Genomic DNA, 24,153 nt, shown 5'->3' on the forward strand with positions numbered 1-24,153 from the left:
TCCGCCTCAGCCGGCCAGGCCGGCGTAGACGTGCTGCACGTCGTCGTTGTCGTCCATCGCGGCCAGGAAGCTCTCCACCTCTTCCAGCTGTTCCGCCGTCAGGCTGCTGGCGGCCACCGGGTTCTTGGGCCGGTAGCCCAGCTTGGCGCTCAGCACCGTGAAGCCTTGCGCCGGCAGCGCCCGGCTGACCAGGTCCAGGTCGGTCGGGTCGGTCAGGAAGACGGTGACGCCGTCTTCGTCGGCCGGCAGCAGGTCTTGCGCGCCGGCCTCGATGGCGGCCGTGTCGGCATCCGCGCCGGGCGCGGCGGGTTCGGCCTCGATGAGGCCAACGTGGTCGAAGTCCCAGCTCACCGAGCCCGGCGTGCCTTGCTGGCCCTTGCGGAACAGCACGCGCATGTCCGACGCGGCGCGGTTGGTGTTGTCCGTCAGCACCTCCACCATCACCGGCACGCGGTGCGGCGCGAAGCCCTCGTAGATGACCTGCTCGAAGTGCACGGTCTCGCCGGTCAGGCCGGCGCCCTTCTTGATGGCGCGGTCCAGCGTGTCCTTGGGCATGGACACCTTGCGGGCCGCTTCCACCGCCATGCGCAGCTTGGCGTTGTCCTTGGGGTCAGCGCCGCCGCGCGCTGCCAGCATGATGTCCTTGGCCAGCTTGCCAAATAGCTTGCCCTTGGCATTGGCCGCGATGTCTTTGTGTTTGGCTTTCCATTGCGCGCCCATGGGGAGTCCTGTGTCATCTGGTGGGTGGGCCCGGTGCACAAGGCGCGTCGGGCGGGGGCATTACTGTAAGTCGCCAGCCGACGTGGCCGGCTGTCAGGCTTGGCGGCGCCAGGGTTGCCACCGGCGTGTGATGGCGAGCGCGAGGCAGTAGGCCCACAACACGGCGATGGCGCTCGCCTGTGCGGCCAACGCAAGGGCCGATGCGCCCGGAAAGTAGAAGCGCGTGAAGCCGTAGAACCAGATGATTTCCGCTAGCAGCCAGCCGGCCGTCAGCGCCGCGCCGACGGTGCCGACAAGTCGCGGCAGGCGGGCCGAGGTCAATCCGAGCTCCCCAGGGTCGCCACCACCTTGCGCGTCTGCCCGCTGCGCCACACCGTCAGCGTCACCCGCTCGCCGATCTGCCGCGTCTCCAGCAGCGACAGCATGTCGTCCAGGTCGGCCACCGCCTGGCCGTCCACCGCGGTGATCACGTCGCCCTGCACGATGCGGCCGCTGCGGTCGCGGCCGAAGGCCTTGAGGCCGGCGGCGGCGGCCGGGCTGCCGTTGCCCACGTCCACCAGCAGCACGCCCTTGGGCGCCCCCAGCGCACGGGAGAGGTTCTCCGGCCCGGCGGTCACGCCCAGCGCGGGGCGGATGAAGCGGCCATCGCGGATCAGGCGCGGCACGATGCGGTTGACCTCGTCCACGGGGATGGCGAAGCCGATGCCCGCGCTGGCGCCGCTGGGGCTGTAGATGGAGGTGTTGACGCCGATGAGCCGGCCGGCCGAGTCCAGCAGCGGGCCGCCGGAGTTGCCGGGGTTGATGGCCGCGTCGGTCTGGATGGCGCCCTTGATGGTGCGTCGCGTGACGGACTCGATCTCGCGGTTCAGTGCCGAGACGATGCCGGTGGTCAGCGTCTGGTCCAGGCCGAAGGGGTTGCCGATGGCGTAGACCTTCTGGCCCACCTGCAGGTCGCGGCTGGTGCCGACTGCGATGGCCGGCAGCTTGGTCACCGGCGCCTCGATGCGCAGTACGGCGATGTCACGGTCGGGGAAGGCGCCTACCAGCCGGGCCGGGTAGCTGCTCTGATCGTGCAGCGTGACGGTGGCGCGGTCGCCGCCCTGGATGACGTGGAAGTTGGTGACGATGTGGCCGTCGGCGTCCCACACGAAGCCGGTGCCAGTGCCGCTGGGCTGCTCGCTGGTGCGTAACGAGAAGAAATCTCTCTGCACGGACAGCGTGGTGATGTGCACCACCGACGGGCTCGCGCGTTTAAACACAACGATGTTGTTCATCTCCTCGGCGTCCAGCGCGCCGCGGGTGCTCACCGGCCGAGGCTGGGCGGCCTTGTTCTGGGCCTCGGCGGCGCCGGCGGCGAGCCATACGATGAGTGAGAGTGCGAGCAGACGCAGGAACATGGCGCAAGCCGTGGCGGTGTCGATGCCGCGCATTGTGGTGGCACAGGAAGGGGCGCACATGAAGCGAGCGTTATGGGGGCTGGGGCTGAGCCTGGCGATGTCGGCGGCGTCGGCCCAGCAGGTGTGGCGCTGCGAGGTGGATGGCAAGGTCAACTTCAGTGACAAGCCCTGCCCGCAGGCCGGCAAGCCGGTGGCCGAGCGCAGCCTGCGGCCCAATGTGGTGGACGCGATCAAGCCGGAGCTGGTGGACGCGGCCATGGGCCGGGGCGCAGCGTCCGCGCCGGCCGCCGCGCCCACGCCGGGCAATGCCTGCCCGGGTGACGGTGAGCTGCGCGGCATGGAGACGCGCGCGGGCTCCACCACGCTGGGCGAGCCCGAGCGCCAGTTCCTGCAGGACGAGGTGCGTCGCGCCCGTCAGTGCCGCGCCGGGCAGGGCCGCTACCGCGACGCCGACTGGGACATCAGCCGCGAGGCGCAGGCCGCGCAGACGCAGTTCAGCGACCGCGTGCGCTTGGCCGCCCGCGAGCGTGCCGAGTCCATGCACAGCGCGGCCGACCCGGTGGAGGGCGACCGCATTGCGCGCCGCCGTCTGGCCGAGGAGCGCGCGGCGCAGCGGCAGCAGCGGGCGCTGCAGCAGGGTCAGAATGCGGCCTCCGTGCCCTTGCGCTGACCCCTGCTGCCGGCCTGACCTCGACTTGACTGCTTCCCGCCTCGACCGCTCTGACCGCCTCGACGCTCTGCGCGGCGCTGCCATCGTCTGGATGGCGGCTTTCCACTTCGGCTTCGACCTGAACCACTTCGGCTGGATTCGCCAGGACTTCTACCGCGACCCCGTTTGGACCTGGCAGCGCACCGCCATCGTCAGCCTGTTCCTGTTCTGCGCGGGCGGCGGCCAGGCGTTGGCCGTGGGCGCGGGGCAGGGCGCGGCGCGCTTCTGGCGGCGCTGGGGCCAGGTGGCGGGCTGCGCGCTGCTGGTGTCGGGGGGCTCGTGGCTGATGTTCCCCAACAGCTGGATCAGCTTCGGCGTGCTGCACGGCATCGCGGTGATGCTGGTGTTGCAGCGGCTGGGCCTGGCGCGCCTGCCGGATGGCGTGCTCCTGGGCGTCGCGCTGCTGGCCTTGGCCGCGCCGCAGCTGGTAGCGCAGCCCTGGTTCGATACCCGCTGGACGAATTGGGTGGGCCTGGTGACGCGCAAGCCCATCACCGAGGACTACGTGCCCGTGCTGCCCTGGCTGGGTGTGATGCTGCTGGGCTTCGTCGTGACGCGCCGCTGGCCAGGGCTGTGGGCGGGCGCTGCGCCGCGCCCGCTGGCCGTGCTGGGGCGCTGGTCGCTGAGCTTCTACATGGTCCACCAACCCGTACTGATCGGGGTGTTGATGGCCGTCCAGTTCCTGCGTTGAGGAGACCTGTCCATCATGAAGAACAAGCTGCTTGCGGCCGCCCTGGGCCTGCTGCTGTCCGCTGCTGCCAGCGCCGCGCCCTTCACCTGGCCCGGCGGCGCGAAGGCGGCCGTCAGCCTGGGCTATGACGACGCACTGGACAGCCAGCTGGATCACGTCATCCCGGCGCTCAACCAGCGCGGCCTGCGCGCCAGCTTCTATATCCCCATCAACGGACCCACGCTGCCCGCGCGCCAGCACGAGTGGAAGGCCGCCGCGGCGGCCGGTCACGAGCTGGGCAACCACAGCCTGTTCCACAGCTGTTCGGCCAAGGGGCCGGGCCGCGCCTGGGTGCAGCCTCAGCGCGACCTGGAGCGCCAGATGGCGGCCCAGGTGCAGGAGCAGGTCATCGCGGCCAACACTTGGCTGCAGTCGCTGGACGGCAGGACGCGACGCACCTTCACGCCGCCATGCTTCGACCTGACGGCCGGCGGGCAGGACTTCGCCAAGGCGCTGCATCCCCACTTCGTTGCCTTCCGCGCCGCGCCGCCCGCGCTGACGACGGATACCGCGCAGCTGGACCCTTATGCGATGCCCGCCTATTTTGTCGAGGGCTGGACGGGCGAGCAGCTGATCGCGCTGGTCGAGAAGGCGGCGGCGCAGGGGGCAATGGTGTCGCTGCTTTTCCACGGCGTGGGCGCCGAGCACCTGAGCGTGACCCGCGAGGCGCACGATGCGCTGCTGGACCATCTGGCGAAGAACAAGGCGCGCTTTTGGACCGACTCGATGGTCAACATCATGGAAAACGTGCGCAAGCAGGCGGGCCGCTGACAATACGGGCATGAGTTCGCCCAAGTCCGTCCTGTTCGGCTTCCACGCCGTCACCGTCCGCCTCAAGACCCTGCCGGGTTCCGTCGCCGAGGTCCACTTCGACCCCGCGCGGCGTGACCAGCGCATGCGCGCCTTCATCGAGCGCGCCAAGGAGGCCGGCGCGAAGCTCGTGGAGAGCAGCGACGAGCGGCTCAGCCAGCTGGCCGGCAGCCCGCGCCACCAGGGCGTCGTCGCCCGCGTCGCGGCCATCGCTCAGCCGCATTCGCTGGACGACGTGCTGGACGCCGTGGAAGGCCCGCCGCTGGTGCTGGTGCTCGACGGCGTGACCGACCCGCACAACCTCGGTGCCTGCCTGCGGGTGGCCGATGGCGCCGGGGCGCATGCCGTCGTCGCTCCCAAGGACCGCGCCGTGGGTCTGAACGCCACGGTGGCCAAGGTGGCCAGCGGTGCGGCCGAGACGGTGCCCTACCTGATGGTCACCAACCTGGCACGCACCTTGAATGAGCTGAAGGAACGCGACATCTGGGTTGTCGGCACGTCAGACCAGGCCGAGCGCTCCATCTATGACCTCGACCTGAAGCGCCCCATCGCCTTCGTACTGGGCGCTGAAGGCGAGGGCATGCGACAGCTGACGGCCAAGACCTGCGACGAGCTGGTGCGCATCCCGATGGCCGGTGCCGTCGAGAGCCTGAACGTGTCGGTGGCGTCGGGCGTATGCCTGTACGAGGTGCTGCGCCAGCGGACCACGTCGGGCAGTCGATAATTCTGACTGTTTAGAAAAACTGGGAGTTCCCGCCATGGCCGTCATCGAAGTCAAGCACCCGCTGGTCAAGCACAAGATCGGCTTGATGCGCGAGGCGGACATCTCGACGAAGAAGTTCCGCGAGCTGACGGGCGAGATCGCGCGGCTGCTGGCCTACGAGGCGACGGCGGACTTCCCGACCGAGAAGGTCACGATCAATTGCTGGAGCGGCCCGGCCGAGTGCGACCAGATCGCCGGCAAGAAGGTCACGGTGGTGCCTATCCTGCGCGCGGGCTTAGGGATGCTGGACGGCGTGCTGGACATCCTGCCCAACGCCAAGGTGTCCGTCGTCGGCCTGGCCCGGGACCACGAGACGTTGAAGCCGGTGAACTACTTCGACAAGTTCGTCGGCAGCCTGGAGGCCCGCACGGCGCTCATCATCGACCCCATGCTGGCCACGGCCGGCAGCATGATCGCCACCGTCGACCTGCTGAAGGCGCGTGGCTGCAAGGACGTGCGCGCACTTGTGCTGGTGGCCGCACCGGAAGGCGTGAAGGCGCTGCAGGAAGCCCACCCGGACGTGCGCTGCTGGACAGCCGCCATCGACAGCCACCTCAACGACGTCGGCTACATCATTCCGGGCTTGGGCGACGCCGGGGACAAGATTTTTGGCACGACATGAGGCCCCCCGCTCAGCCTCGCACCGCTGAACGCGGGCGAGGCTGATCGGCCCCCCGAGGGGGCGGCGATGCTCGCGGGGCGTGCCCCGCTCGCACATCGCCCCAGGCGGGCCGGCTTGGGGCGGCCCGGCGCTCGGCCCGCGGGGCGTTCAGCGAAGCACTTCGTTGAGTGCCTGCCGCAGCAGCGCCAGGCCTTCGCCCAGCTCGGCTTCGCTGACATTCAGCGCCGGCATCAGCCGGATCAAGTGAGGGCGGGGCGCGTTGAGCAGCAGGCCGACGGGTTCCAGCGCCTGGGCGGCGGCGACGACGGCGGGGGCCACGTCCGCAGGCAGCACCAGCGCCCGCAGCAGGCCCAGGCCGCGTTCCCCGACCAAGGCGAGCTCCCGCGCCAGCGACTGCAGGCCCACTGACAGCTGCTCGGCGCGCGCCCGCACGCCGGCCAGGAACCCGGGGCGACACACCTCGTTGACAACGGCCAGGCCCACGGCGGCCATCAGCGGGTTGCCGGCGAAGGTGCCGCCCTGGTCGCCGGGCTCGAAGCAGTTGAATTCTTCCTTGCACAGCAGTGCCGCCAGCGGCACGCCGCCGCCCAAGCCCTTGGCCAGCGTCATCACGTCGGGTTCGATGCCGTAGTGCTCGTACGCAAAGGCGTGGCCGCAACGGCCGATGCCGGTCTGCACCTCGTCGGCGATCAGCAGCACGCCGCGCTCGGCGGTCAGCGCGCGCAGCTCGCGCACGAAGCCCGGGTCAGCGACGACAACGCCGGCCTCGCCCTGCACCAGCTCGATCATGACGGCCGCCGTGCGCGGCGTCAGCGCGCGCTCCACCGACGCGATGTCGTTCAGTCGTGCCTTCGCAAAGCCCGCCGGCATGGGCGCGTAGATGTCGCCCCAGCCCGGCTTGCCCGACGCGCTCATCATGGCCAGCGTGCGGCCATGGAAGGCCTGCTCAAAGCCGACGATTTCGTGCGCGCCGCCGCGCCGGCGGCTGCCCCAGCGGCGCGCCAGCTTCACCGCACCCTCGTTGGCCTCAGCGCCCGAACTGGCCAGGAACACGCGGTCGAAGCAGCTGATCGCGACCAGCCGCCCGGCCAGGTCCAGCAGCGGGCGGTTGTAGTACGCCGGGCTGGGGTTCAGCAGCCGCTGCGACTGTGCCAGCAGCGCCTGCGTGATCAGCCCCGGGCTGTGGCCCAGGCTGTTGACGGCCCAGCCCTGGATGAGGTCGAGGTAGCGCTTGCCGCCCTCGTCGATCAACCAGGCGCCGTGCCCGTCGGCAAAGACGGTGGGCGGCCGTTGCGTGATGGTGATCAGGTCTTGTCCGGGGTCGCTCATGGGGTGTCCTTCCAGTCGTGGTCCATCTGGCGCGCGGTGAGCGCGGCCAGTTCGTGGCCGTGCAGGCGCCGCACCAGGTGCAGGCACATGTCGATGCCCGCGGTGATGCCCGCCGACGTGACCACCGCGCCTTCGTCCACCCAGCGCACGCCAGCCCGCAACTGCACGGCCGGGCGCAGTGCCTGCAGCGCCGCCAGGTCTTCCCAGTGCGTGGTTGCGGCCAGGCCGTCCAGCACGCCGGCCTGGGCCAGCAGCAGTGCGCCGGTGCAGACCGACGCCAGCACCGGCGCCGACCGCCGCTGCGCGGCGATCCAGGCCAGCGTCTGCGGCTGTTGCAACTCGGCATCGACCACGCCGCCGGGCACGATGGCGGCGTGCAGTGGCGGGTGGTCGTGCAGCCCATGGTCGGGCTGCACGCGCAGGCCGGCGCGTGCCCGCACCGGCGCGGCGTCGCGCGCCACGGTGCTGACCGTGAACAGCGGGGCGGTGCCGGCCGGCTGGCTGCGGCCATGCACCCGCGCGGCGGTGGTGAACACCTCGTAGGGGCCGGCCATGTCCAGCAGCTCCATGTCGTCGAAAACCAATATGCCGATGTGCATCGTGGGGCGGCCTCCTTGCGCCAACGTGATCGCCAGGCCGGCAGTGTGCGGTGCCTCTCGGATGGCCGCCATGACGCTGTTCCCACCTTTTCTGCCAAGATGCGGCATGGTTTGTCGCATCACCTTCGTGCTGTTCCCCGGCTTTCAGCAGCTGGACCTGGCCGGCCCCATGGCCGTGTTCGAGGTGGCCCGGCTGGCGCGGCCCGGCAGCTATGACTGGCGGCTGGTGGCGGGTGCGCCGTCTGCCGTGCACAGCTCGGCCGGCGTGGCCTGGCCGGTGCAGGGCCTGCCGCGCCAGCTGGGCGGCGCGGACCTGGTGATGGTGATCGGCGGCGACGGCGTGGATGCGGCCTGCATCGACACCCGCCTCATCCGCTGGCTGCAGCGCGCGGGCGGCTCCGGCGCGCGCATCGCCAGCATCTGCAGCGGCAGCCTGGTGCTGGCGGCGGCTGGGCTGCTGGACGAGCGCACGGCGACCACGCATTGGTCGCGCGAGCGGCAGTTCGCGATGGACTACCCGGCGGTACGGCTGCAGCCCGATCGCATCTACGTGCGCGAGCCTGCGGTGCGCGGCCGCCTGCCAGAGGTGTGGACCAGCGCCGGCATGACCGCTGGCATCGACCTGTGCCTCGCGCTCCTTGCCCACGATCACGGCGAGGACCTGGCCCGCGAGGCGGCGCGCCAGCTGGTGGTGGAGCGGCGCCGTCCGGGCGGGCAGTCGCAGTTCTCTCCGCTGCTGGAGCTGCAGCGCCCGGAAGGCCGCTTCGCCGCGCTGCTGGACGAGGTGCGCCGCGACCTGCGACCAGACCATGGCGTGGAGGCGCTGGCGGCCCGCGCCTGCATGAGCCCGCGCCACTTCGCGCGCAGCTTCCGCGCCGAGACGGGTGCGACACCGGCCGAGGTGGTGGAGCGGCTGCGCGTGGAGGCGGCGCGTGCGGCGCTGGAGGGCGGGGCGGCGTCGGTGCAGCGGGTGGCGCTGGACTGCGGCTTCGGCAATACCGAGCGCATGCGCCGCGCCTTCGTGCGCCGCCTGGGCCGGCCGCCGGCGGCCTTCCGCCGCGGCTGAGCCTTACACCAGGCCCATCGCCCCGAGCACGCCGCCGCCAAGCACCATCCACACCAGGGCCAGGCGCGTTCTCAGCGTCAGGCCGATGGTGGCGGCCATCAGCGCCAGCGCGCCCCAGCGGTGGCTGTCGTCGCGCGCGAAGGGCAGGGCCAGCAGCCAGCCGGTGGCGAATACCAGGCCCAGCGTCAGCGGCATCAGCCCGGCAGAGAACGCCCTCAGCGCCAGGTGGGCGCGGTTGGCGCGCATCCAGCGCGTGGCCACCAGCGTCAGCACGGTGGACGGCAACAGGATGCCGGCCATGGCCGCGGCCGCACCCTGCAGCCCGGCGACGTTGAAGCCCAGCACCGCCACGAACAGGACATTGGGACCGGGCGCCGCCTGGGCCAGCGCGATGGACGAGGTGAAGCCGGCCTCGGTCAGCCAGCCGGTGCGGTCGACCAGGAAGCGGTGCATCTCCGGCACGGTGGAGATGGCGCCGCCGATGGAAAGCAGCGACAGTGTCAGGAAGTGCAGGAACAGCTCGGTCAGCATGGCGCGCTCAGCGGGGCAGCCGCCACCAGGCCAGCGCCATGCCCGCGCCACCCAGCAGCGCCAGCACGGTCACCAGCGGCCAGCGCAACAGCGCGATCAACATGAAGGCCAGCGCGGCCAGCGTGATGGCCAGCGGCCGGCCCAGCGGGCTGGTCGTGAGCGCCGGCAGCATCTTGATGCCGGTGGCGACGATGAGGCCGGCCGCCACCGCCCCCATGCCGCGCAGCGCGTCCAGTGCCACCGGGTGGGCGCCCAGCTGCTGGAAGCAGGCGGCCAGCCCCAGTACGAGCAGGCCCGGCACGGTCAGCATGCCCGCCAGCGCCGCCACCGCGCCGCGCAGGCCGAAGAAGCGGTCGCCCACCATCATGGACAGGTTCACCACGTTGGGCCCGGGTAGCACCTGCGCAATGGCAAGCGTCTCCACGAACTCCTCGGTGCTGAGCCAGCCCAGGCGCTCCACCAGCTCCCGCTGGGTGACGGCCAGCACGCCGCCGAAGCCCTGCAGCGCCAGCCGCGTGAACGCGATGAAGAGATGGGCTGGCGAACTCGGGCGGTTCAACGCAGAACTTTCAGCGCCTCGGGGTTGACGATGTTCGTGGGTGCGGCGTTGATGAAGTTCAGCACGTTGTCGAAGGCCGCGTCGAAATACATCTCGTAGCTGTCCTGCTCAACATAGCCGATGTGCGGCGTGCAGACGGCGTTCTCCAGCCGCAGCAGCGGGTGGCCTTGCAGGATGGGCTCGGTCTCGAACACGTCGATGGCGGCCATGCCCGGCCGGCCGCGGTTCAGCGCCGACACCAACGCGCCCTCGGTCAGCAGCTCGGCGCGCGAGGTGTTGACGAATAGCGCCGTGGGCTTCATGCGGCTCAGGTCCTCGGTGGTGACGATGGCGCGCGTGGCCTCGCTCAACCGCAGGTGCACTGACAGCACGTCCGACTCTGCGAACACCGCCTCGCGGCTGGTCGCGGCGCGGTAGCCGTCGGCCTCGGCGCGCAGCCGCGAGCTCTCGCTGCCCCACACCACCACGTTCATGCCGAATGCCCGGCCGTAGCCGGCCACCAACTGGCCGACCTTGCCATAGCCCCAGACGCCCAGCGTCTTGCCACGCAGCACCATGCCAACACCGAAGTTGGGCGGCATGGACGCGGCCTTGAGCCCGGCCTGTTGCCAGGCGCCATGTTTGAGGTTGCCGATGTACTGCGGCAGCCGGCGCATGGCCGCCATGATGAGCGCCCAGGTCAGCTCGGCCGGCGCCACCGGGTTGCCGCCGCCCTCGGCCACCGCGATGCCCAGCCGCGTGCAGGCTTCCACGTCGATGTGGCTGCCGACCCGACCGGTCTGCGAGATCAGCTTGAGCCGAGGCAGCTTCTCCAGCAACTGGCGCGGGAAGGCGGTGCGCTCGCGGATGAGCACCAGCACCTCGGCGTCGCGCAGCCGCACTGACAGCTGGCCGATGCCCTTAACGGTGTTGGTGAAGACCTTGGCGTTGAGGTGGTCCAGCTTGGCCGCGCAGCGCAGCTTGCGCACGGCGTCCTGGTAGTCGTCGAGGATGATGACGTTCATAGCTCAGGCCATTGTGCCGCGTGCTCCGAGGGGCAATGACAGCGGGGCTAGCATCGGCCGCCTTTTGAAACGGAGACCCCGCGATGACCCAGATTTCCATGCACGGCGCCAGTGCGCCGGTGTTCGCCCGCATGCTGGACAACATGCTGGCCTGGCTGGACGCCGCCCGTGCCCATGCCGAAGCCAAGAAGTTCTCGACCGACGTCTACCTGACGCTGCGCCTGGCCCCGGACATGCTGCCCTTTACCAAGCAGATCCAGATCGCCAGCGATGCCGCCAAGGGCTGCGTGGCGCGCCTGGCCGGTGTGGAGCTGCCCCGCTACGAAGACAACGAGGCCACGCTGGACGAACTGGCCGAGCGCATCCGCAAGACGCGTGACTTCGTGCGCTCTGTGCCGGCGGCAGCCTTCGACGGCAGCGAGGCGCGCGAGATCAGCATCCCGCGCCGCGTGGGTGAGCCGCTGAAGTTCGACGGCCTCAGCTACCTCAACCATTTCGCGCTGCCCAACTTCTATTTCCACGCAACAACCACCTACGCGCTGCTGCGCCATGCCGGCGTGCCGCTGGGCAAGGGCGACTACCTGGGCGCCTGACGGGCGGCCCGGCAGGGCCTCGCGGGGGCGCCTGGCGGCGAAAAGTGCGCAGGCGACCGGCCAATTGAGCGGATCTGAACGCCGGCAACGGCGCAGAATCGAGGTCAACTGACATCGGTGGGCATCCCGCCGCCGGTGTGTTGCGTCCGCACGAGCCCTTGCCACCCACCCACACCATGGACATCGCCAGTCCCAGCATGCAGACCCTGAGCGTCCCGCAGGCGCTGCAGGCCGACTGGGCGCAGCTGATGGATGACGTGAAGGCACGCCGCCTGGCGCTGCCGGCGCTGATGACGCGCGCCGCCGAGCTGCAGGCCCAGGGCCATGGCGAGCTGGCCGGCGAGCTGTACCGCGCGTGGGTCGACCACGACGACAGCCCGCTGCGGTTGGCGGCGCTCTACAACCTCGGCACCGTCTGGTCTGGGCTGGGCCGGCACCAGGATGCCGAGCAGGTCTACCGCGAGGCGCTGGCGATCAAGCCCGACTTCCTGCAGGCCCGCGTGAACCTGGGCCACCAGCTGGAGAACCAGGGCCGCAAGGACGAGGCGCTGCAGACCTGGCAGGACGCCGCCGACAACACGACGACTGCCGAGTTCATGGGCTCCTCGGCCCACGGGCTGCGCCTGCACGCGCTGAAGAACATGGCCCGGCTGCTGGAGCAGGAGCGGCGCTTCCCCGAGGCGGAAGCCCTGATGCGCCGCTCGCTGGCGCTGCAGGCCGACCAGCCCGACGTGCTGCAGCACTATGTGCATATCCGCCAGAAGCAGTGCGCCTGGCCCATCTACGACCCGGTGGGCGAGGTCACGCCCAACCAGTTGCTGTGCAACACCTCGCTGCTGGCCATGCTGAGTTACAGCGACGACCCCGCCCTGCAGCTGATGACGGCCCAGCGCTTCGTCCACGAGAAGGTGGCCAAGATCATCGCGCCGCCGCTTCATAGCCGCGTCAAGCGCGATGGGCGGGTGCGCATCGGTTATCTCTCCGGCGACCTGCGCATGCACGCCGTGGGTTTTCTGACGCCGGAGATCTTCGAGCTGCATGACCGCTCGCGCTTCGAGGTGTTCGCCTTCTGCTGGAGTGGCGACGACGGCAGCGCCCAGCAGGCGCGAATCCGCCGGGCCATGGATCATGTGATCCCGCTGCAGGGGCGCAGCGACGAGCAGGCGGCCGAGCTGATCGCGTCCTGCGGCATCGACGTGCTGGTGGACCTGCAGGGCCTGACCAACGGTGCCCGCCCCGACATCCTGGCTCGTCGGCCGGCGCCGGTGCAGGTCGGCTACCTGGGCCTGCCGGCCACGTCGGCGCTGCCGGGGGTGGACTGGATCATCGCGGACCGCTACGTGATGCCGCCCGAGTACCTGCCGTACTGCACCGAGCGGCCGATCTACCTGAAGCACTGCTACCAGTCCAGCGACCGCCAGCGCCCGGTGGGCACCACGCCCACGCGTGCCCAGGTCGGCCTGCCGGACGAGGGCTTCGTGTTCTGCTCGTTCAACAACAACCACAAGTACACGCAACCCATGTTCGAGGCCTGGATGCGCATCCTGGCCGCCGTGCCGGGGTCGCTGCTGTGGCTGCTGGCTGACAACGACAAGGCCCGCCAGAACATGCTGGGCCATGCCGAGCGCATGGGCGTGGCGGCCGAGCGCTTGTTCTTCGCGCCGCGCGCGGCGCCGCCGGACTACCTGGCCCGATTCCAGCTGGCCGACCTGGTGCTGGACACCTTCCCGTTCAATGCCGGCACCACCGCGAACGACTGCCTGTGGATGGGCACGCCCATCCTCTCCCTGAGTGGCCGCAGCTACATCTCGCGCATGGCCGGCAGCCTGCTGACGGCCGTGGGCCTGCCCGAGCTGGCGGTGAACTCGCTGGCCGAGTACGAACGCATGGCCATCACCATCGGCCGCCAGCCGGCGCGCGCGCAGTCCTACAAGCGCTACTTGGCCGAGCAGGGGCGTTCGTCCCCGCTGTTCGACATGCCGGCGCTGGTGCGCGACATGGAAGACCAGTTCGAGCAGCTGGCGCTGGCGCGCCGCTGAGCTGACCCGGAGACACCCAGGTGCCGCAACGTCGCGACGACTTCTTCGACCCGCCCGGGGAGGCGGGGCGTTCGTACGCGCACCTGTCGGAAGTGCCGCCCGCGCCGCCGCGCCGGCCCGAGGCCGAGGACGCCCCGGGCGCCGCCGCCGACCTGGGCGACCCGCTGCTGCACGCACTGGTCTGGCTGACCCAGCACCACGGGCGGCCGCGTTCGGCGGCCTCCCTGCGCGCTGACGGCGCTGTGGACGGTGCGCTGGCGCCCGAGCAGGCCGTGCGGCTGATGCGCGAGGCCGGCTACGAGGCCGCCATGCAGCGCCGCCCGTTGGGGCAGATCAATGGACTGATGCTGCCGGCCGTGCTGCTGCTCAAGGGCGGCGACGCCTGCCTGCTGGTGCGCCAGCTGGCCGAGGGCGCGGACCGCTTCGAGGTCGTGTTCCCCGGCGCGGATGCCAAGGGCTGCGAGGCCACGCTGGGCGAGCTGGAAGGCGAGTACAGCGGCTTCTGCCTGCTGGTCAGCCCGGCCGAGAAGCCGCGCTCGCAGGCCCGCGCCCACCAGCACCTGATCCAGCTCGACCCCACCGACCACTGGCTATGGGGCACACTCAAACGCTTCATGCCCTACTACCGCGGCGCCTTGCTCGCGGCCTTCCTCAGCAATGTGCTGATGCTGGGCACGGGCATGGTCACAGCGGTGATCTACGACAAGGTCATCCCGCATCACGATGCCATGGCCACGCTGTGGACGCTGGTGATCGGCGGCGCGCTGTGCGTGGCCTTCGACCTGTTCGCCAAGCACCTGCGGGCCGACCTGATCGACCTGGCCGGCCGCAAGGCCGACCTCATCATCGGCTCGCGGCTGTTCAAGCACATCCTGTCCATCCGCATGGAGCACCGGCCGGCGTCGGCCGGCTCCTGCGCGCACTACATGGGTCAGGTGGAGACGGTGCGCGACTTCTTCGCGTCGGCGTCGATGTCGGTCATCAGCGATGTGCCGTTCATCTTCATCTTCATCGGTATGGTGTTCGTCGTGGGCGGGCCGCTGGGCTGGGTGGTCACGCTGACGGTGCCGCTGATGCTCATCATGATCCTGGTGCTGCAGCAACTGGTGCGGCGCTCGGTGCGCGTGGGCATGGCCGAGCACGCCGAGCTGCAGGGCAACCTTGTCGAGGCGCTGGAGGGGCTGGAGGACGTCAAGACCTCGGGCGCGGCGCCGCAGTTCCAGCATCGCTACGAGCTCAGCAATGCCGTGGCGGCCGACTCCGGCCACCGCATGCGCAGCATGCACGGCCTCATCAACCACCTGACGCAGTCCATGCACCAAGTCACCACGCTGGTGATGTTGCTGGTGGGCGTCTACCTGATCCGCGACGGTGCGCTCAGCCAGGGCGCGCTGATCGGCTCCATCATGTTCACCATGCGCGCGCTGGCGCCGCTGGGCGCGCTGGTGGGGCTGGTGACGCGCTACCAGGGCGCCCGTGCGGCGCTGCAGAGCCTGGATGCGCTTATGAGCACGCCCACCGAGCGCCAGGCCGGCCAGGCCTATGTGCCGCTGGCCCAGGTGACGGGCCGCGTCGGGCTGAATGACGTGGGCTTCAGCTACCCGCCGCCGGCGCCCGGCCAGATCGCGCCCAAGGTGCTGAACAGCGTGTCGCTGCGCATCGAGGCCGGCGAGCGCATCGCCATTCTGGGGCGCATCGGTAGTGGCAAGTCCACGGTGCTGCGCCTGCTGGCGGGCCTGTACCAGCCCACCGAGGGCTTGGTGGAGGTGGAGGGCATCGACCTGCGCCAGGTCGACCCGGCCGAGTACCGCGCCCATGTGGGCTTCGTGTCGCAGGAGCCGCGGCTGTTCCACGGCTCGCTGCGTGACAACGTGCTGATGGGCCGCGGCGACGTGGACGCAGCGCGCTTGGTGGAAGTCGCCAAGCTGACCGGGCTGGACCGGCTGGTCGCTGCCCACCCCCAGGGCTGGGACCTGCAGGTGGGCGAGATGGGCGCCTTGCTGTCCGGTGGCCAGCGGCAGCTGGTGGCGCTGGCGCGGGCGCTGGTCAACAAACCCAAGATCCTGCTGATGGACGAGCCCACCAGCTCCATGGACGCGCAGTCCGAGACCAGCTTCCTGCGCCAGCTCAAGCAGGCCTCGGAGGGCGTCACGCTGGTTGCGGTGACGCACCGGCCGGCGGTGCTGGAGTTGGTCAGCCGCGTCGTGGTGATGGACAACGGCAAGGTCGTGCTGGACGGCCCGCGCGACAAGGTGCTGGCGGCGCTGTCCGGCGTGCGCCCGGCGGCCGAGCAGCAGCCTCAGGTGCACATGCACCCGAGCGCCCAGCCGGTGCAGCGCCAGGCTTCCGTCTAGGCGGTTGAGAGTCGCTGATGGCGGGAGGCAGTCAACGAGACGGCATGTTCACCAGCGCGCTGGCTGGCGCGCTCGCCGACGAGCCGCTGCCGCGCTCGATGTGGGCGCTCTACCTGCTGGCGGCTGCGCTGGTGGCGGCCATCGCCTGGGCCAGCATCGCGGAGGTGGACCAGGTCAGCCGCGTGCAGGGCCGCGTGGTGCCCGAGGCGCGCGAGCAGGTCATCGCCAGCCTGGACAGCGGCCTGCTGGCGGAGTTGAAGGTGCGCGAGGGCGAGGAGGTGCAGTCCGGCCAGGAGCTGGCGCGGCTGGATCCGACCCGCGTCGAAGCCCAGGAGAACGAGGGCGTGCTACGCCGCACGGCGATGCGGGTGGCGATCGCGCGGCTGCGGGCCGAGGCCTATGGCGGCAAGTTCGAGCTGCCCGCTGACCTGCCGGCGACATCCGAGGCCGTGGCGCTGGAGCGGCAGGCCTTCGAGGCCCGGCAGCGCCTGCTGGACGAGGCCGTGTCCAGCCTGGACCGCAGCGTCGGCCTGCTGGCCCGCGAGCTGAAGGTGGCGCAGGACCTGTCGGCCAAGGGGCTGATGTCCGAGGTGGAAGTCATGCGCGTGAACCGCCAGATCAACGACCTGCGCCAGCAGCGCCAGGAGCGGGTGAGCCGCTTCCGCCAGGAAGCCAGCCAGGAGCTGACGCGCCAGGAGAACGAACTGGCGGCGCTGGAGGAACAGCAGGTGGTGCGCCAGGACGCGATGAAGCGCACGGTGCTGCGCTCGCCGGTGCATGGCATCGTGAAGAACATCCGCATCACGACGCTGGGCGGCGTGGTCACCAGTGGTGCGCCCATCATGGAGATCGTGCCGCTGGGCCCCACGGTGCTGATCGAGGCGCGCATCCCGCCCAGCGAGGTGGGCTTCATCCAGATCGGCCAGCGCGCCATCATGAAGATCACCGGCTACGACTACAACGTGCACGGTGGGCTGGAGGGCAAGATCGAGGTCATCAGCGCCGACACGCTGGGCGACAACGACAAGCCCAACGCGGCCGGCGACGCGCGCTACTACCGCGCCCTGCTGCGCGCGGAGCGCAACAACCTGCAGCGCAACGGCAAGCCGCTGCCGGTCATTCCGGGTATGAGCGCCACGGTCGAGATCAAGACCGGGGAGCGCACGGTGCTGAGTTACCTGCTGCGGCCGCTGATGCGCTCGCAGGAAGCGCTGCGCGAGCGCTGAGGCGGCCGCCGCCCGGCGCGAAGTAGCCCTGCGCAGCCCCGCTTCTCGCGGCTTCAGCGCCGAGCCGCACATGGTCTAGTGAGGGCTGACGTCCCGCTGCCGCATCCGACCCATGCCCGCCTTCCACCGCCTCCTGCTGCTGGCCCTGGCCTGCGGCATCGCTGCGCCCGTCGCCGCGCAGGTGCGCTGTGTCGACGACGACTCGGCCACCGTCAGCGACCGCACCAAGGGCGTGGACCTGTCCATCTCGTCCACCGACCCGCGCGGCCAGCTGGTCTCGCTGGTGGACACGGCGCTGCAGCGCAGCGAGCAGATCGGCGCGGCCACGCTGCTGGCGCAGGCGGCTCGCGAGGACTGGGTGCAGGCCAGCGAGGCCTACCGGCCCAGCGTCAATGCAACGGTCAGCGGCGCCGCGGCCGGCCAGCATGTTGGCGGCCAGCACCGCCAGCAGGTGCAGTCCCAGGTGTCGCTGGGCTTCAGCATGCCGCTGTGGGATGCCGGCCGCGCGGCCTACACCAGCGCCTGGCGCGGTCAGCTGGCCGAGGCCTCGCGCCAGGGCCTGTTCAGCGCCGAGCAGCAGATCGCGATCCAGGTCGTCAACAACTCGCTGGACCGCGGCCGGCTGCTGCTGCAGGCCCAGATCTACCGCCAGTACATGCGCCGCATGGCCTGTCTGGTCGAGGCGCTGGAGGGTATCGTCAAGATCGACAAGGGCCGGGCCAGCGAGCTGATCCAGGCGCAGAAAAGTCAAATGACGGCCGAGTTGTCCATGGAGCAGACGGTCAGCGCGCTGCGCTCTACCGAGTTTCGCCTCAAGCGCCTGGTCGGTGACGAGCTGCCGCCCAGCGCCAGCTACGCCACCGTGCTGAACCAGCTGCCCGACATCGAGGCGCTCAAGCTCGCGGCGGCGCAGTCGCCCGACATGCTCTCGCTGCAGGCCAACTCGCGGGCGCAGCGCCGCTACGCTGAAAGCGTGAACGCCCAGGGCAAGCCGCAGGTCAACCTGGGCGGCGCCACCGTGGCCACCGCCACCAACCGCGGCACCAAGGCCGGCGAATGGAATGCCGGCGTCAGCCTGACCGTGCCTTTGCTGCAGCCCGGCCAGCACGCGGCCGAGCAGGCCGCCGCCAAGCGCGCTGCGGCCGCTGAAGCCCAGGTGCGCGACGCGCTCAACGCCAAGGTCTACCAGATGAGCGACCTGCACGGCTCCGCCGAGGCGGCGCTGGACCGCTCGCGCCGCATCGTCGAGATCCTGCGCAGCAGCGAACGCTTGCGCGCCGCGACGCTGGTGCAGTGGCAGCAGATGGGGCGGCGCTCGCTGTTCGACGTGATGGGCGCCGAGGCCGACTACTATTCTCTGCGCGTGGCCCAGCTCAGCACGCTGTTTGAGGCCCAGCAGGCGCTGGCCATGCTGTGGTCCCTGGGGCCGGGTGTGATGGCGGCGCTGCGTTGAGGGCGCTCGCCGCGAGGGCGGGTGCGCAGAATATGGCAGCTTGTGGGGGGATGGTGTTGCGGCCAGTGAGCTATGGAAGCCGGCGCGCGGCGCCGCAGCGCTGCGAGGGCCCGCGATGGCCGGGCTGATTGCAGTCGCCCACCGGCTGGACCTGCCCAGTGCCGCCGCGCTGAGCGAGCAGCAGCAGGCCGAGTTGCTGGTCGCCGATCCCTTGCTGTGCGGTCGCGTGATCAGCTTCCCGCTGCCCGAGCCGCAGGTCTTCACGCGGGTGGATGCCGCCGTGGCCCGCGGCGCACTGGCCGAGGCGCTGGCGCGGGCGCGGGCGCTGGGCCAGGCGCTGGCGCCGTGGCTGGCGCAGCTGGTGCCGGCCAGCCGCCAGGTGCCCTGGTCCACGCATCGCTACCAGCAGCTGTTCTGGACAGCGCTGGGTTATCGCGGTGTGTGGCAGCAGGTGCTGGCGGCGCACGAGCCCGAGCGCTGGCATGTGATCCTGCCGCGCCAGCCGCATCGCTACGGTGGCCATTCCTTCGTGCCGGGGCTGATGCTGATGGAGCAGCTGGTGGCACGCGGCAAGCCGCATGCGGCCTACCTTGTTGACGTGCCGACGTTGGAAGGCGGGCAACTGCCCGACCTGCGGCAGCTGCCGGCCGGCGTGGAGCTGCTGGCCCACCTGCCGACCTGTTTTCACGACGCCGCCCACTTCAGCGAGGAGATCCTGGCCAGCGGGCTGCGCTGCGGCCTGCTCAGCGCCGAGGTGTACGACGTGCCGCTGGAGGGGCTGCCCGCGAGCGGCCTGGTGGACGCCCGCGAGGTGCGCGGCCTGCTGCCGCCCGAGCGGCTGGCGGCGCTGGACGCACTGGCCGGGCCGGTCTGCGAGGTGCTGCGCGAGCACCTGCAGCCCGTCATCACGCACAAGGGCTTTCGCGACGTGCAGGTCACCGCGCTGTGGCAGGCGCTGGAGGCTCAGGCGCTGCTGTGCTTCTGGCTGGAGCAGCACTTCGCCGGCTGCCTGCCACGCCGCTTGCTGCTTTCCAACCATGACGCCACCATCCATGGCGCGCTGCTGAGCTTCGCGGCCAGCCACGCTATCCCGGTCACGCTGGTGCCGCACTCCAAGGTGTTCAACCAGCCGGTGTTCAACATCGACGGGCTGGACGCGCTGTGCTTGCACCATGGCCTGCAGGACGGGCCCTGTCTGGACTTCGGCGGCCGGCAGCTGCCGGCCAGGCGCCTGGCTTACCCGGGCGGCTGGCCCGAGCCGCCGCCGCCGCCCGCCGCGCTGAAGACGGTGGGCGTGGTGCTCAACGGCCTGAGCGCCAACGGCGTGAGCCTGCTGAGCTTCGAGGACTATGCCGCCGGCCTGGCCGAGTTGCTGGCCGGCTGCCGGGTACTCGGCCTGCAGCCGCGCCTGCGCGCCCGCCTGGCCGAGACGCCGCTGCAGATGCTGGCGCAGCGCCTGGCGCTGCCGCTGGAGCCTCTGCTGGCCGACACCCAAGGCTCGCTGGTGGATTTTGCGGCCGGCTGCGACCTGCTGCTGGGCTACGACATGCCGACGTCCGGCTTGCACGAGGTGCTGCGCGCGGGCGTGGGCGTCCTGCAGGCCGAGATCCGGCCGCTGGCCAGCGACGAGTGGAAGATCGTCGACCGCGCCGTGGCGCCGCGCATGCATCCGGTCGAGCTGCTGGACCGGCTGCGCGTGATGGCCGCCAACCCGGCCTGCCTGCATGAGTTCCTGCGCACGCAGCAGCAGCGCGTGCGCGACTCCCAGGCCGGCGCCCGGCCGCTGCGCGACTGGCTGGGCGACTGAGCCGCCGCTCAGCCCGGCGTCAACGTCAGCTCGAAGTCCCGCAGCGTGCCACCCGGCCGCGTCGTGTCGTCCAGCTCGGCAAGCGAGAACTTCAGCCGCGTGAACGGTGTGGGGCTGGCGTCCTGGTGCGTCAGCATGGGCGCGGCGGCGCAGCGCGCCGGGTCCCATTGCAGTGTCAGCACCGGGCCGCGTGCGTCGGTCAGCCGCAGCCGGCCGTCAGTGGCGCCGAAGGCCGCCGTGCTGGACACCAGCGTGGACGCGGCCACCGCATGGCTGCAGGGACGGTCCAGCGTGAATTGCTCCTCGGCGCCGCCCTGGCGGCAGTGCAGCGTCAGCGGTTCGGCCAGCTGCTCGTGCAGCAGCGTCAGTACGCCCACGCGCAGGCTGCCCAGCGGCCGCTCGACGCCCTCGAAGTGATAGCCCAGCCGCACTGCGTCCGTCTGCAGCGAGACCGCAAGGCGCTTCTCCAGCACGCCGCCCGCGAACGGCAGCCGGGCGCGCAGCAGCAGCTCGCCGTCGTGCAGCGCGGCCTCGGGCTGTACCCATTCCAGGTCGGTCAGCCGCGCCCGGTTGACGGGTGACTCCAGCAGCACGCCGCCGGAGTAGAAGTCCGCGCCCAGCTCGATGCTGTCGAAATGCCCCTGGGCCAGCGTGCCGATCACCGGGCGCCAGCCCTGGGCCGCAAAGGCCAGCGACTGCAGCGTCAGGCCGCGGCGCTGGTTCAGCGTCAGTGCAGTGTGGGCCGTGCGAAGCGTCAGCAGGATGCCGGAGTCGTCGCTGCCCAGCGTCACGCCGACCGGGGCCGTGAAGGCGGCCAGCTGCTGCCAGGCGATGGCCGCTTCGGCGGCTGGCGCGTCGTGCAGGCCCAGGCGTTGCAGCAAGGCCTGGCGGCGCTCCTGGGCCTGGGCCCAGCGCGGCTCCGTGATGTGGGTGCGCAGGTCGCTGGCCCACAGTTCGCACAGCGTGCGCCAGTCCTCGGGCACCGTGTTGCCGGCGGCCAGCAGCGCCGCGCACAGGCGGTGGCAGTCGCTGTTCAGCGCGAGGTCGTCCCGTCCCGTCACCGCCCAGCGGTTGATGTTGTACTTGGCCTGCTTCTTGACCGGGATTGGGTGGGCCACAGACGACAGCACACGGGCCTGGCGCGGCAGGCTTGCCTGCACTGCCGCCAGCGCGGCCGACGGGCTGAGCCACTGCAGGCCCAGGTCGGCCTCCAGCCGGTCGCACAGATGGGCGAGCTTGTCCCATTCGCTGTCGCCCGTCAGCACGGCCTCGGTGGTGAAGCGGCCAGGCCGGAAGTCGAAGATCTCGGCGTCGTTGCAGTAGATGGGCAGCACCGTGCCGTCGCGCTCGGCGCGGCGCTCGACATAGGCGAGGTACTCGGCCATGGGCTTGTCGCCATGCACGACGCGTTGCAGGCTCTGGAACAGGATGGAGTCGCCCCACAGCACCGGCAGCGCTGTGGCCTGTGCCGGCTCGCCGCAGCCCAGGGCGTGGGTGGGGGTGGCGCTCAGCGGCGCACCGGCCAGGCCCAGCGCCAGGCGCACGTTGTCGCGGTCCATCACCAGGCCCTGGTAGCCGGCCTCGGCATACACGTCCACCATGCCGGTGGAATAGGCCATCTCGTTGACCAGCACGATGGCGGGCGCCACGCCCAGCAGGTCGCGGTAGGCCTGCAGGCCCAGGCGCTGGTTCCAGCGGTTGGCCTCGGGCGCGGCCAGCGGGCCGATCATCTGCGTCCAGCCGCTGCCGACGAGTTCGCAGCGGCCGGCCTTCAGCAGCGAAGCGAACTTGGCCACCCAGGCCGGGTCCAGCGCGGCAATCTGCGTTAGCGTCCAGCCGGTCAGCTCGATGCCCATGGGCAGCGTCCGCGTCTCGGCCAGCCGCAGCAGCGGCCAGTAACACTTCTCGATGACCTGCGGGCGCAGCTCCGTCTTGATGGACGAGAACGCCAGGTTCAGGTGGAACAGCAGATAGCCTTGGGGCATGGTCAGGGGAGCAGGTCCTGGAGGGCGCGAGCCAGCCGCTCGCCGCCGGGAGTATGGAGCTGGCGGCGCGCGTTGCGCGACAGCGCGGCGGCGCGTGCCGGGTCTTGCATCAGCGCGGCGAGCTGACGGGTGGCGTCGTGCTCGTCGCGGGCCACGAGGGCGATGTCCAGGGCGGCGATGCCGGCGAGCTCGGCGTCGTCCTTGCGACCGTAAGGCGAGAACACGACGGTGGGCACGCCGCGCTGCAGCAGCTCAAAGCAGCTGACGCCGAAGACCGTGACGGCGAAATCGGCCGCAGCCATCAGCGGGCCGAGCCCGGCTGGTGCGTGGTGCTCGACGAGGGCGGCCAGGCGCGGCGCAGCGGGCAGCGCGGGCGCTGCGGAGAACGGCCCCGTGACCCAGTGCAGCCTGGCATCGGCCGGCAGCGCGGCGTCCAGCGCGGCCGGCCAGTGGCGGCCCAGGCCGGTGGCGTCGCTGCCGCCGGTGAGCGCCAGCACGTTTCGGCCGGGAGGGCGCGCGGGCGTGGCGGGGAGCGGGTCCAGCAGCAGGCAGTCCCAGCCGAACAGGATGGGCGCGCCATCGGCCAGGTCGGCCGGCGGCTCGAAGCGGTAGGCAGGCAGGAAGATCAGGTCCAGCAGCGGCCGCCAGGCCAGCAGGCCGTCGATGGCGACGATGCGCCGGCCGGCGGCGCGCCAGTCGCGCAGGTGCTGGGCCAGCCCGGGCGGCACGCGCTGCGGCTGCAGGTCCAGCAGCAGCACGTCGATGGCCTCGGCCTGGCAGTGCGCGTCCAGCGCGGCGCCGAGGTCGGCATCGGCCGGCAGGAAGCGGTGCGGGAACGCGGCCAGGTCATCCCGCGCGAGCGGCTCGCCCTGCACCAGCAGTTGCACGCTTGCGCCCAGACTGCGCCGCAAGGCGCGTGCGGCCACCAGGCAGCGCGTCAGGTGGCCCAGCCCCACGCCCGGTCCGGCGTGGCAGGCCAGCAGCAGCCGGGCGGCCACTCAGGCGGGCTGCCAGGTCTGGCGCAGCACCTTGAACGGGCGCAGACCGTCTGACGGGTCGGCGCGCCACAGGCGGTCGGGCAGCTCCGACGGCACCGGCGCCTTGATGCCGTCGCCATCCGCGCCCAGCGCGTGAGCGACCTCGGTGATGACGCGGCCGATCTGTTCCGGCAGCCAGCAGTGGCCGGCGGCGTACTCCTCGCCCTGGCGGTCCAGGTCGATGTGGAACTCGACGACGCGGGCGTCGTAGCGGTGGATGGCGCGGTGGATGACGCCGGGCTCGACTGTGTGGTCCGACCAGCCCACCTCGCAGCCGGTGGCCTGGCGCAGCGTGTCGATGGCGGCAAGGTTGGCGTCCTGGTAGGGCGTCGGGTAGGCGGAGGTGCAGTGAAGCAGCGTGGGAGCAGCGCAGCCGTTGCGCTTGAGCACGTCGACCGCATGCAGGATCTCGTCCATGGTCGCCATGCCGGTGGACAGCACGACCGGCTTGCCCGTGGCTGCGCAGGCGGCCAGCAGTTCGTCCCACAGCAGCTCGTAGGAGGCGATCTTGTAGAAGTCCACGTGCGGTTCCAGCTCCGCTACGGCCTCCAGGTAGAAGGGCGTGCAGGAGAACTGGATGCCGCAGTCGCGCGAGCGTTGGGCCAGCAGCGGCAGGAACTCCAGCGGCAGCTCCCACTGGCGGCGGCGGCTGTGGGTCTCGGACTTGGCGAGGATCTCCGGGGCGAACAGCTGGTCGATGCGGAACAACTGGAACTTGACCGCCTCACAGCCCGCCTGGGCCGAGGCCTCGATGAAGCGGTAGCAGCGCTCGATGTCGCGGCTGTGGTTGCTGGAGACTTCGGCGATGAATTTGACCATC

23 protein-coding genes are annotated in these 24,153 nt (G+C 71.0%); 12 read left to right on the forward strand and 11 right to left on the reverse strand.

Features of this window, described 5'->3' with window-relative positions; translation table 11 throughout:
• Positions 1-6: 6 nt before the first annotated feature.
• From ACG0Z3_RS01490 to ACG0Z3_RS01500, 3 genes are all read right to left on the reverse strand, one after another.
• Complete coding sequence (locus tag ACG0Z3_RS01490) at positions 7-720, reverse strand: YebC/PmpR family DNA-binding transcriptional regulator (RefSeq protein WP_394394687.1); 714 nt, start codon at positions 718-720, stop codon at positions 7-9.
• Positions 721-813: 93 nt separating this feature from the next.
• On the reverse strand, positions 814-1,041 hold the full coding sequence (locus ACG0Z3_RS01495) for a hypothetical protein (protein ID WP_394394688.1): 228 nt from the start codon (positions 1,039-1,041) through the stop codon (positions 814-816).
• Positions 1,038-2,117 carry a S1C family serine protease gene (locus ACG0Z3_RS01500; protein WP_394394689.1) on the reverse strand — a complete coding sequence of 360 codons (1,080 nt, stop codon included), beginning with the start codon at positions 2,115-2,117 and terminating at the stop codon, positions 1,038-1,040. Before ACG0Z3_RS01500 ends, ACG0Z3_RS01495 begins: the two co-directional genes overlap by 4 nt.
• A 58-nt stretch (positions 2,118-2,175) precedes the next feature.
• On the opposite strand from ACG0Z3_RS01500, the gene ACG0Z3_RS01505 reads away from it, so the two are divergent.
• From ACG0Z3_RS01505 to upp, 5 genes are all read left to right on the forward strand, one after another.
• Entirely contained in the window at positions 2,176-2,787 is a 612-nt protein-coding gene (locus tag ACG0Z3_RS01505; protein ID WP_394394690.1) for a DUF4124 domain-containing protein, read from the forward strand.
• A 91-nt stretch (positions 2,788-2,878) separates the two neighbouring features.
• On the forward strand, positions 2,879-3,517 hold the full coding sequence (locus ACG0Z3_RS01510) for an acetyltransferase domain-containing protein (RefSeq protein ID WP_394395366.1): 639 nt from the start codon (positions 2,879-2,881) through the stop codon (positions 3,515-3,517).
• 15 nt (positions 3,518-3,532) lie between these two features.
• The gene (locus ACG0Z3_RS01515) at positions 3,533-4,327 is read left to right on the forward strand and encodes a polysaccharide deacetylase family protein (RefSeq protein WP_394394691.1); all 795 of its coding nucleotides are present in this window, start codon (positions 3,533-3,535) and stop codon (positions 4,325-4,327) included.
• Positions 4,328-4,337: 10 nt separating this feature from the next.
• A complete protein-coding gene (gene rlmB / locus ACG0Z3_RS01520) occupies positions 4,338-5,090 on the forward strand; it encodes a 23S rRNA (guanosine(2251)-2'-O)-methyltransferase RlmB (protein WP_394394693.1) in 753 nt (250 codons plus the stop codon).
• A 34-nt stretch (positions 5,091-5,124) separates the two neighbouring features.
• Positions 5,125-5,751 carry a uracil phosphoribosyltransferase gene (gene upp, locus ACG0Z3_RS01525; RefSeq protein WP_268169175.1) on the forward strand — a complete coding sequence of 209 codons (627 nt, stop codon included), beginning with the start codon at positions 5,125-5,127 and terminating at the stop codon, positions 5,749-5,751.
• 147 nt (positions 5,752-5,898) lie between these two features.
• Here the strand turns inward: upp and ACG0Z3_RS01530 are convergent, their stop codons facing one another.
• Together ACG0Z3_RS01530 and ACG0Z3_RS01535 are read right to left on the reverse strand one after the other, a co-directional pair.
• Positions 5,899-7,080 carry an acetylornithine transaminase gene (locus tag ACG0Z3_RS01530; RefSeq protein ID WP_394394694.1) on the reverse strand — a complete coding sequence of 394 codons (1,182 nt, stop codon included), beginning with the start codon at positions 7,078-7,080 and terminating at the stop codon, positions 5,899-5,901.
• Complete coding sequence (locus tag ACG0Z3_RS01535; protein WP_394394695.1) at positions 7,077-7,751, reverse strand: DJ-1/PfpI family protein; 675 nt, start codon at positions 7,749-7,751, stop codon at positions 7,077-7,079. Before ACG0Z3_RS01535 ends, ACG0Z3_RS01530 begins: the two co-directional genes overlap by 4 nt.
• 34 nt (positions 7,752-7,785) lie before the next feature.
• On the opposite strand from ACG0Z3_RS01535, the gene ACG0Z3_RS01540 reads away from it, so the two are divergent.
• Positions 7,786-8,745 carry a GlxA family transcriptional regulator gene (locus ACG0Z3_RS01540; protein ID WP_394394697.1) on the forward strand — a complete coding sequence of 320 codons (960 nt, stop codon included), beginning with the start codon at positions 7,786-7,788 and terminating at the stop codon, positions 8,743-8,745.
• A gap of 3 nt (positions 8,746-8,748) precedes the next feature.
• Here the strand turns inward: ACG0Z3_RS01540 and ACG0Z3_RS01545 are convergent, their stop codons facing one another.
• The 3 genes from ACG0Z3_RS01545 to ACG0Z3_RS01555 are packed head-to-tail and all read right to left on the reverse strand — an operon-like array spanning position 8,749 to position 10,839.
• A complete protein-coding gene (locus tag ACG0Z3_RS01545) occupies positions 8,749-9,276 on the reverse strand; it encodes a chromate transporter (protein WP_394394698.1) in 528 nt (175 codons plus the stop codon).
• A 7-nt stretch (positions 9,277-9,283) separates the two neighbouring features.
• Positions 9,284-9,835 (reverse strand): chromate transporter, encoded by a 552-nt coding sequence (locus tag ACG0Z3_RS01550; RefSeq protein WP_394394699.1) that lies wholly within the window; start codon positions 9,833-9,835, stop codon positions 9,284-9,286.
• Positions 9,832-10,839 (reverse strand): D-2-hydroxyacid dehydrogenase family protein, encoded by a 1,008-nt coding sequence (locus ACG0Z3_RS01555; protein WP_394394700.1) that lies wholly within the window; start codon positions 10,837-10,839, stop codon positions 9,832-9,834. The genes ACG0Z3_RS01550 and ACG0Z3_RS01555 overlap by 4 nt, the downstream gene beginning before the upstream one ends.
• Before the next feature lie 83 nt (positions 10,840-10,922).
• Between ACG0Z3_RS01555 and ACG0Z3_RS01560 the strand changes: the two genes are divergently transcribed.
• From ACG0Z3_RS01560 to ACG0Z3_RS01590, 6 genes are all read left to right on the forward strand, one after another.
• Positions 10,923-11,432 (forward strand): DUF1993 domain-containing protein, encoded by a 510-nt coding sequence (locus ACG0Z3_RS01560; protein ID WP_394394701.1) that lies wholly within the window; start codon positions 10,923-10,925, stop codon positions 11,430-11,432.
• Positions 11,433-11,608: 176 nt separating this feature from the next.
• Positions 11,609-13,471 carry an O-linked N-acetylglucosamine transferase, SPINDLY family protein gene (locus tag ACG0Z3_RS23430; protein WP_474101117.1) on the forward strand — a complete coding sequence of 621 codons (1,863 nt, stop codon included), beginning with the start codon at positions 11,609-11,611 and terminating at the stop codon, positions 13,469-13,471.
• A gap of 20 nt (positions 13,472-13,491) precedes the next feature.
• Complete coding sequence (locus tag ACG0Z3_RS01575) at positions 13,492-15,825, forward strand: type I secretion system permease/ATPase (protein ID WP_394394702.1); 2,334 nt, start codon at positions 13,492-13,494, stop codon at positions 15,823-15,825.
• A 44-nt stretch (positions 15,826-15,869) separates the two neighbouring features.
• A complete protein-coding gene (locus tag ACG0Z3_RS01580; protein ID WP_394394703.1) occupies positions 15,870-17,051 on the forward strand; it encodes an HlyD family type I secretion periplasmic adaptor subunit in 1,182 nt (393 codons plus the stop codon).
• 112 nt (positions 17,052-17,163) lie between these two features.
• Positions 17,164-18,504 carry a TolC family protein gene (locus tag ACG0Z3_RS01585; protein WP_394394704.1) on the forward strand — a complete coding sequence of 447 codons (1,341 nt, stop codon included), beginning with the start codon at positions 17,164-17,166 and terminating at the stop codon, positions 18,502-18,504.
• 115 nt (positions 18,505-18,619) lie between these two features.
• The gene (locus ACG0Z3_RS01590) at positions 18,620-20,311 is read left to right on the forward strand and encodes a hypothetical protein (protein ID WP_394394705.1); all 1,692 of its coding nucleotides are present in this window, start codon (positions 18,620-18,622) and stop codon (positions 20,309-20,311) included.
• An 8-nt stretch (positions 20,312-20,319) separates the two neighbouring features.
• Here the strand turns inward: ACG0Z3_RS01590 and ACG0Z3_RS01595 are convergent, their stop codons facing one another.
• Genes ACG0Z3_RS01595 through ACG0Z3_RS01605 form a run of 3 tightly spaced genes read right to left on the reverse strand, consistent with a single transcriptional unit; the run spans position 20,320 to position 24,152 of the window.
• Positions 20,320-22,296 (reverse strand): hypothetical protein, encoded by a 1,977-nt coding sequence (locus tag ACG0Z3_RS01595; RefSeq protein ID WP_394394706.1) that lies wholly within the window; start codon positions 22,294-22,296, stop codon positions 20,320-20,322.
• Positions 22,297-22,298: 2 nt separating this feature from the next.
• Positions 22,299-23,294, reverse strand: a complete 996-nt coding sequence (locus ACG0Z3_RS01600) for a hypothetical protein (RefSeq protein ID WP_394394707.1) — start codon at positions 23,292-23,294, stop codon at positions 22,299-22,301.
• Positions 23,295-24,152, reverse strand: coding sequence for an N-acetylneuraminate synthase family protein (locus ACG0Z3_RS01605; protein ID WP_394394709.1), 858 nt, complete (start codon positions 24,150-24,152; stop codon positions 23,295-23,297).
• Between the last annotated feature and the right edge of the window lies 1 nt (position 24,153).

Origin of the sequence: Pelomonas margarita (assembly GCF_043555875.1) — a bacterium.
Taxonomy (GTDB): domain Bacteria; phylum Pseudomonadota; class Gammaproteobacteria; order Burkholderiales; family Burkholderiaceae_C; genus Pelomonas; species Pelomonas margarita.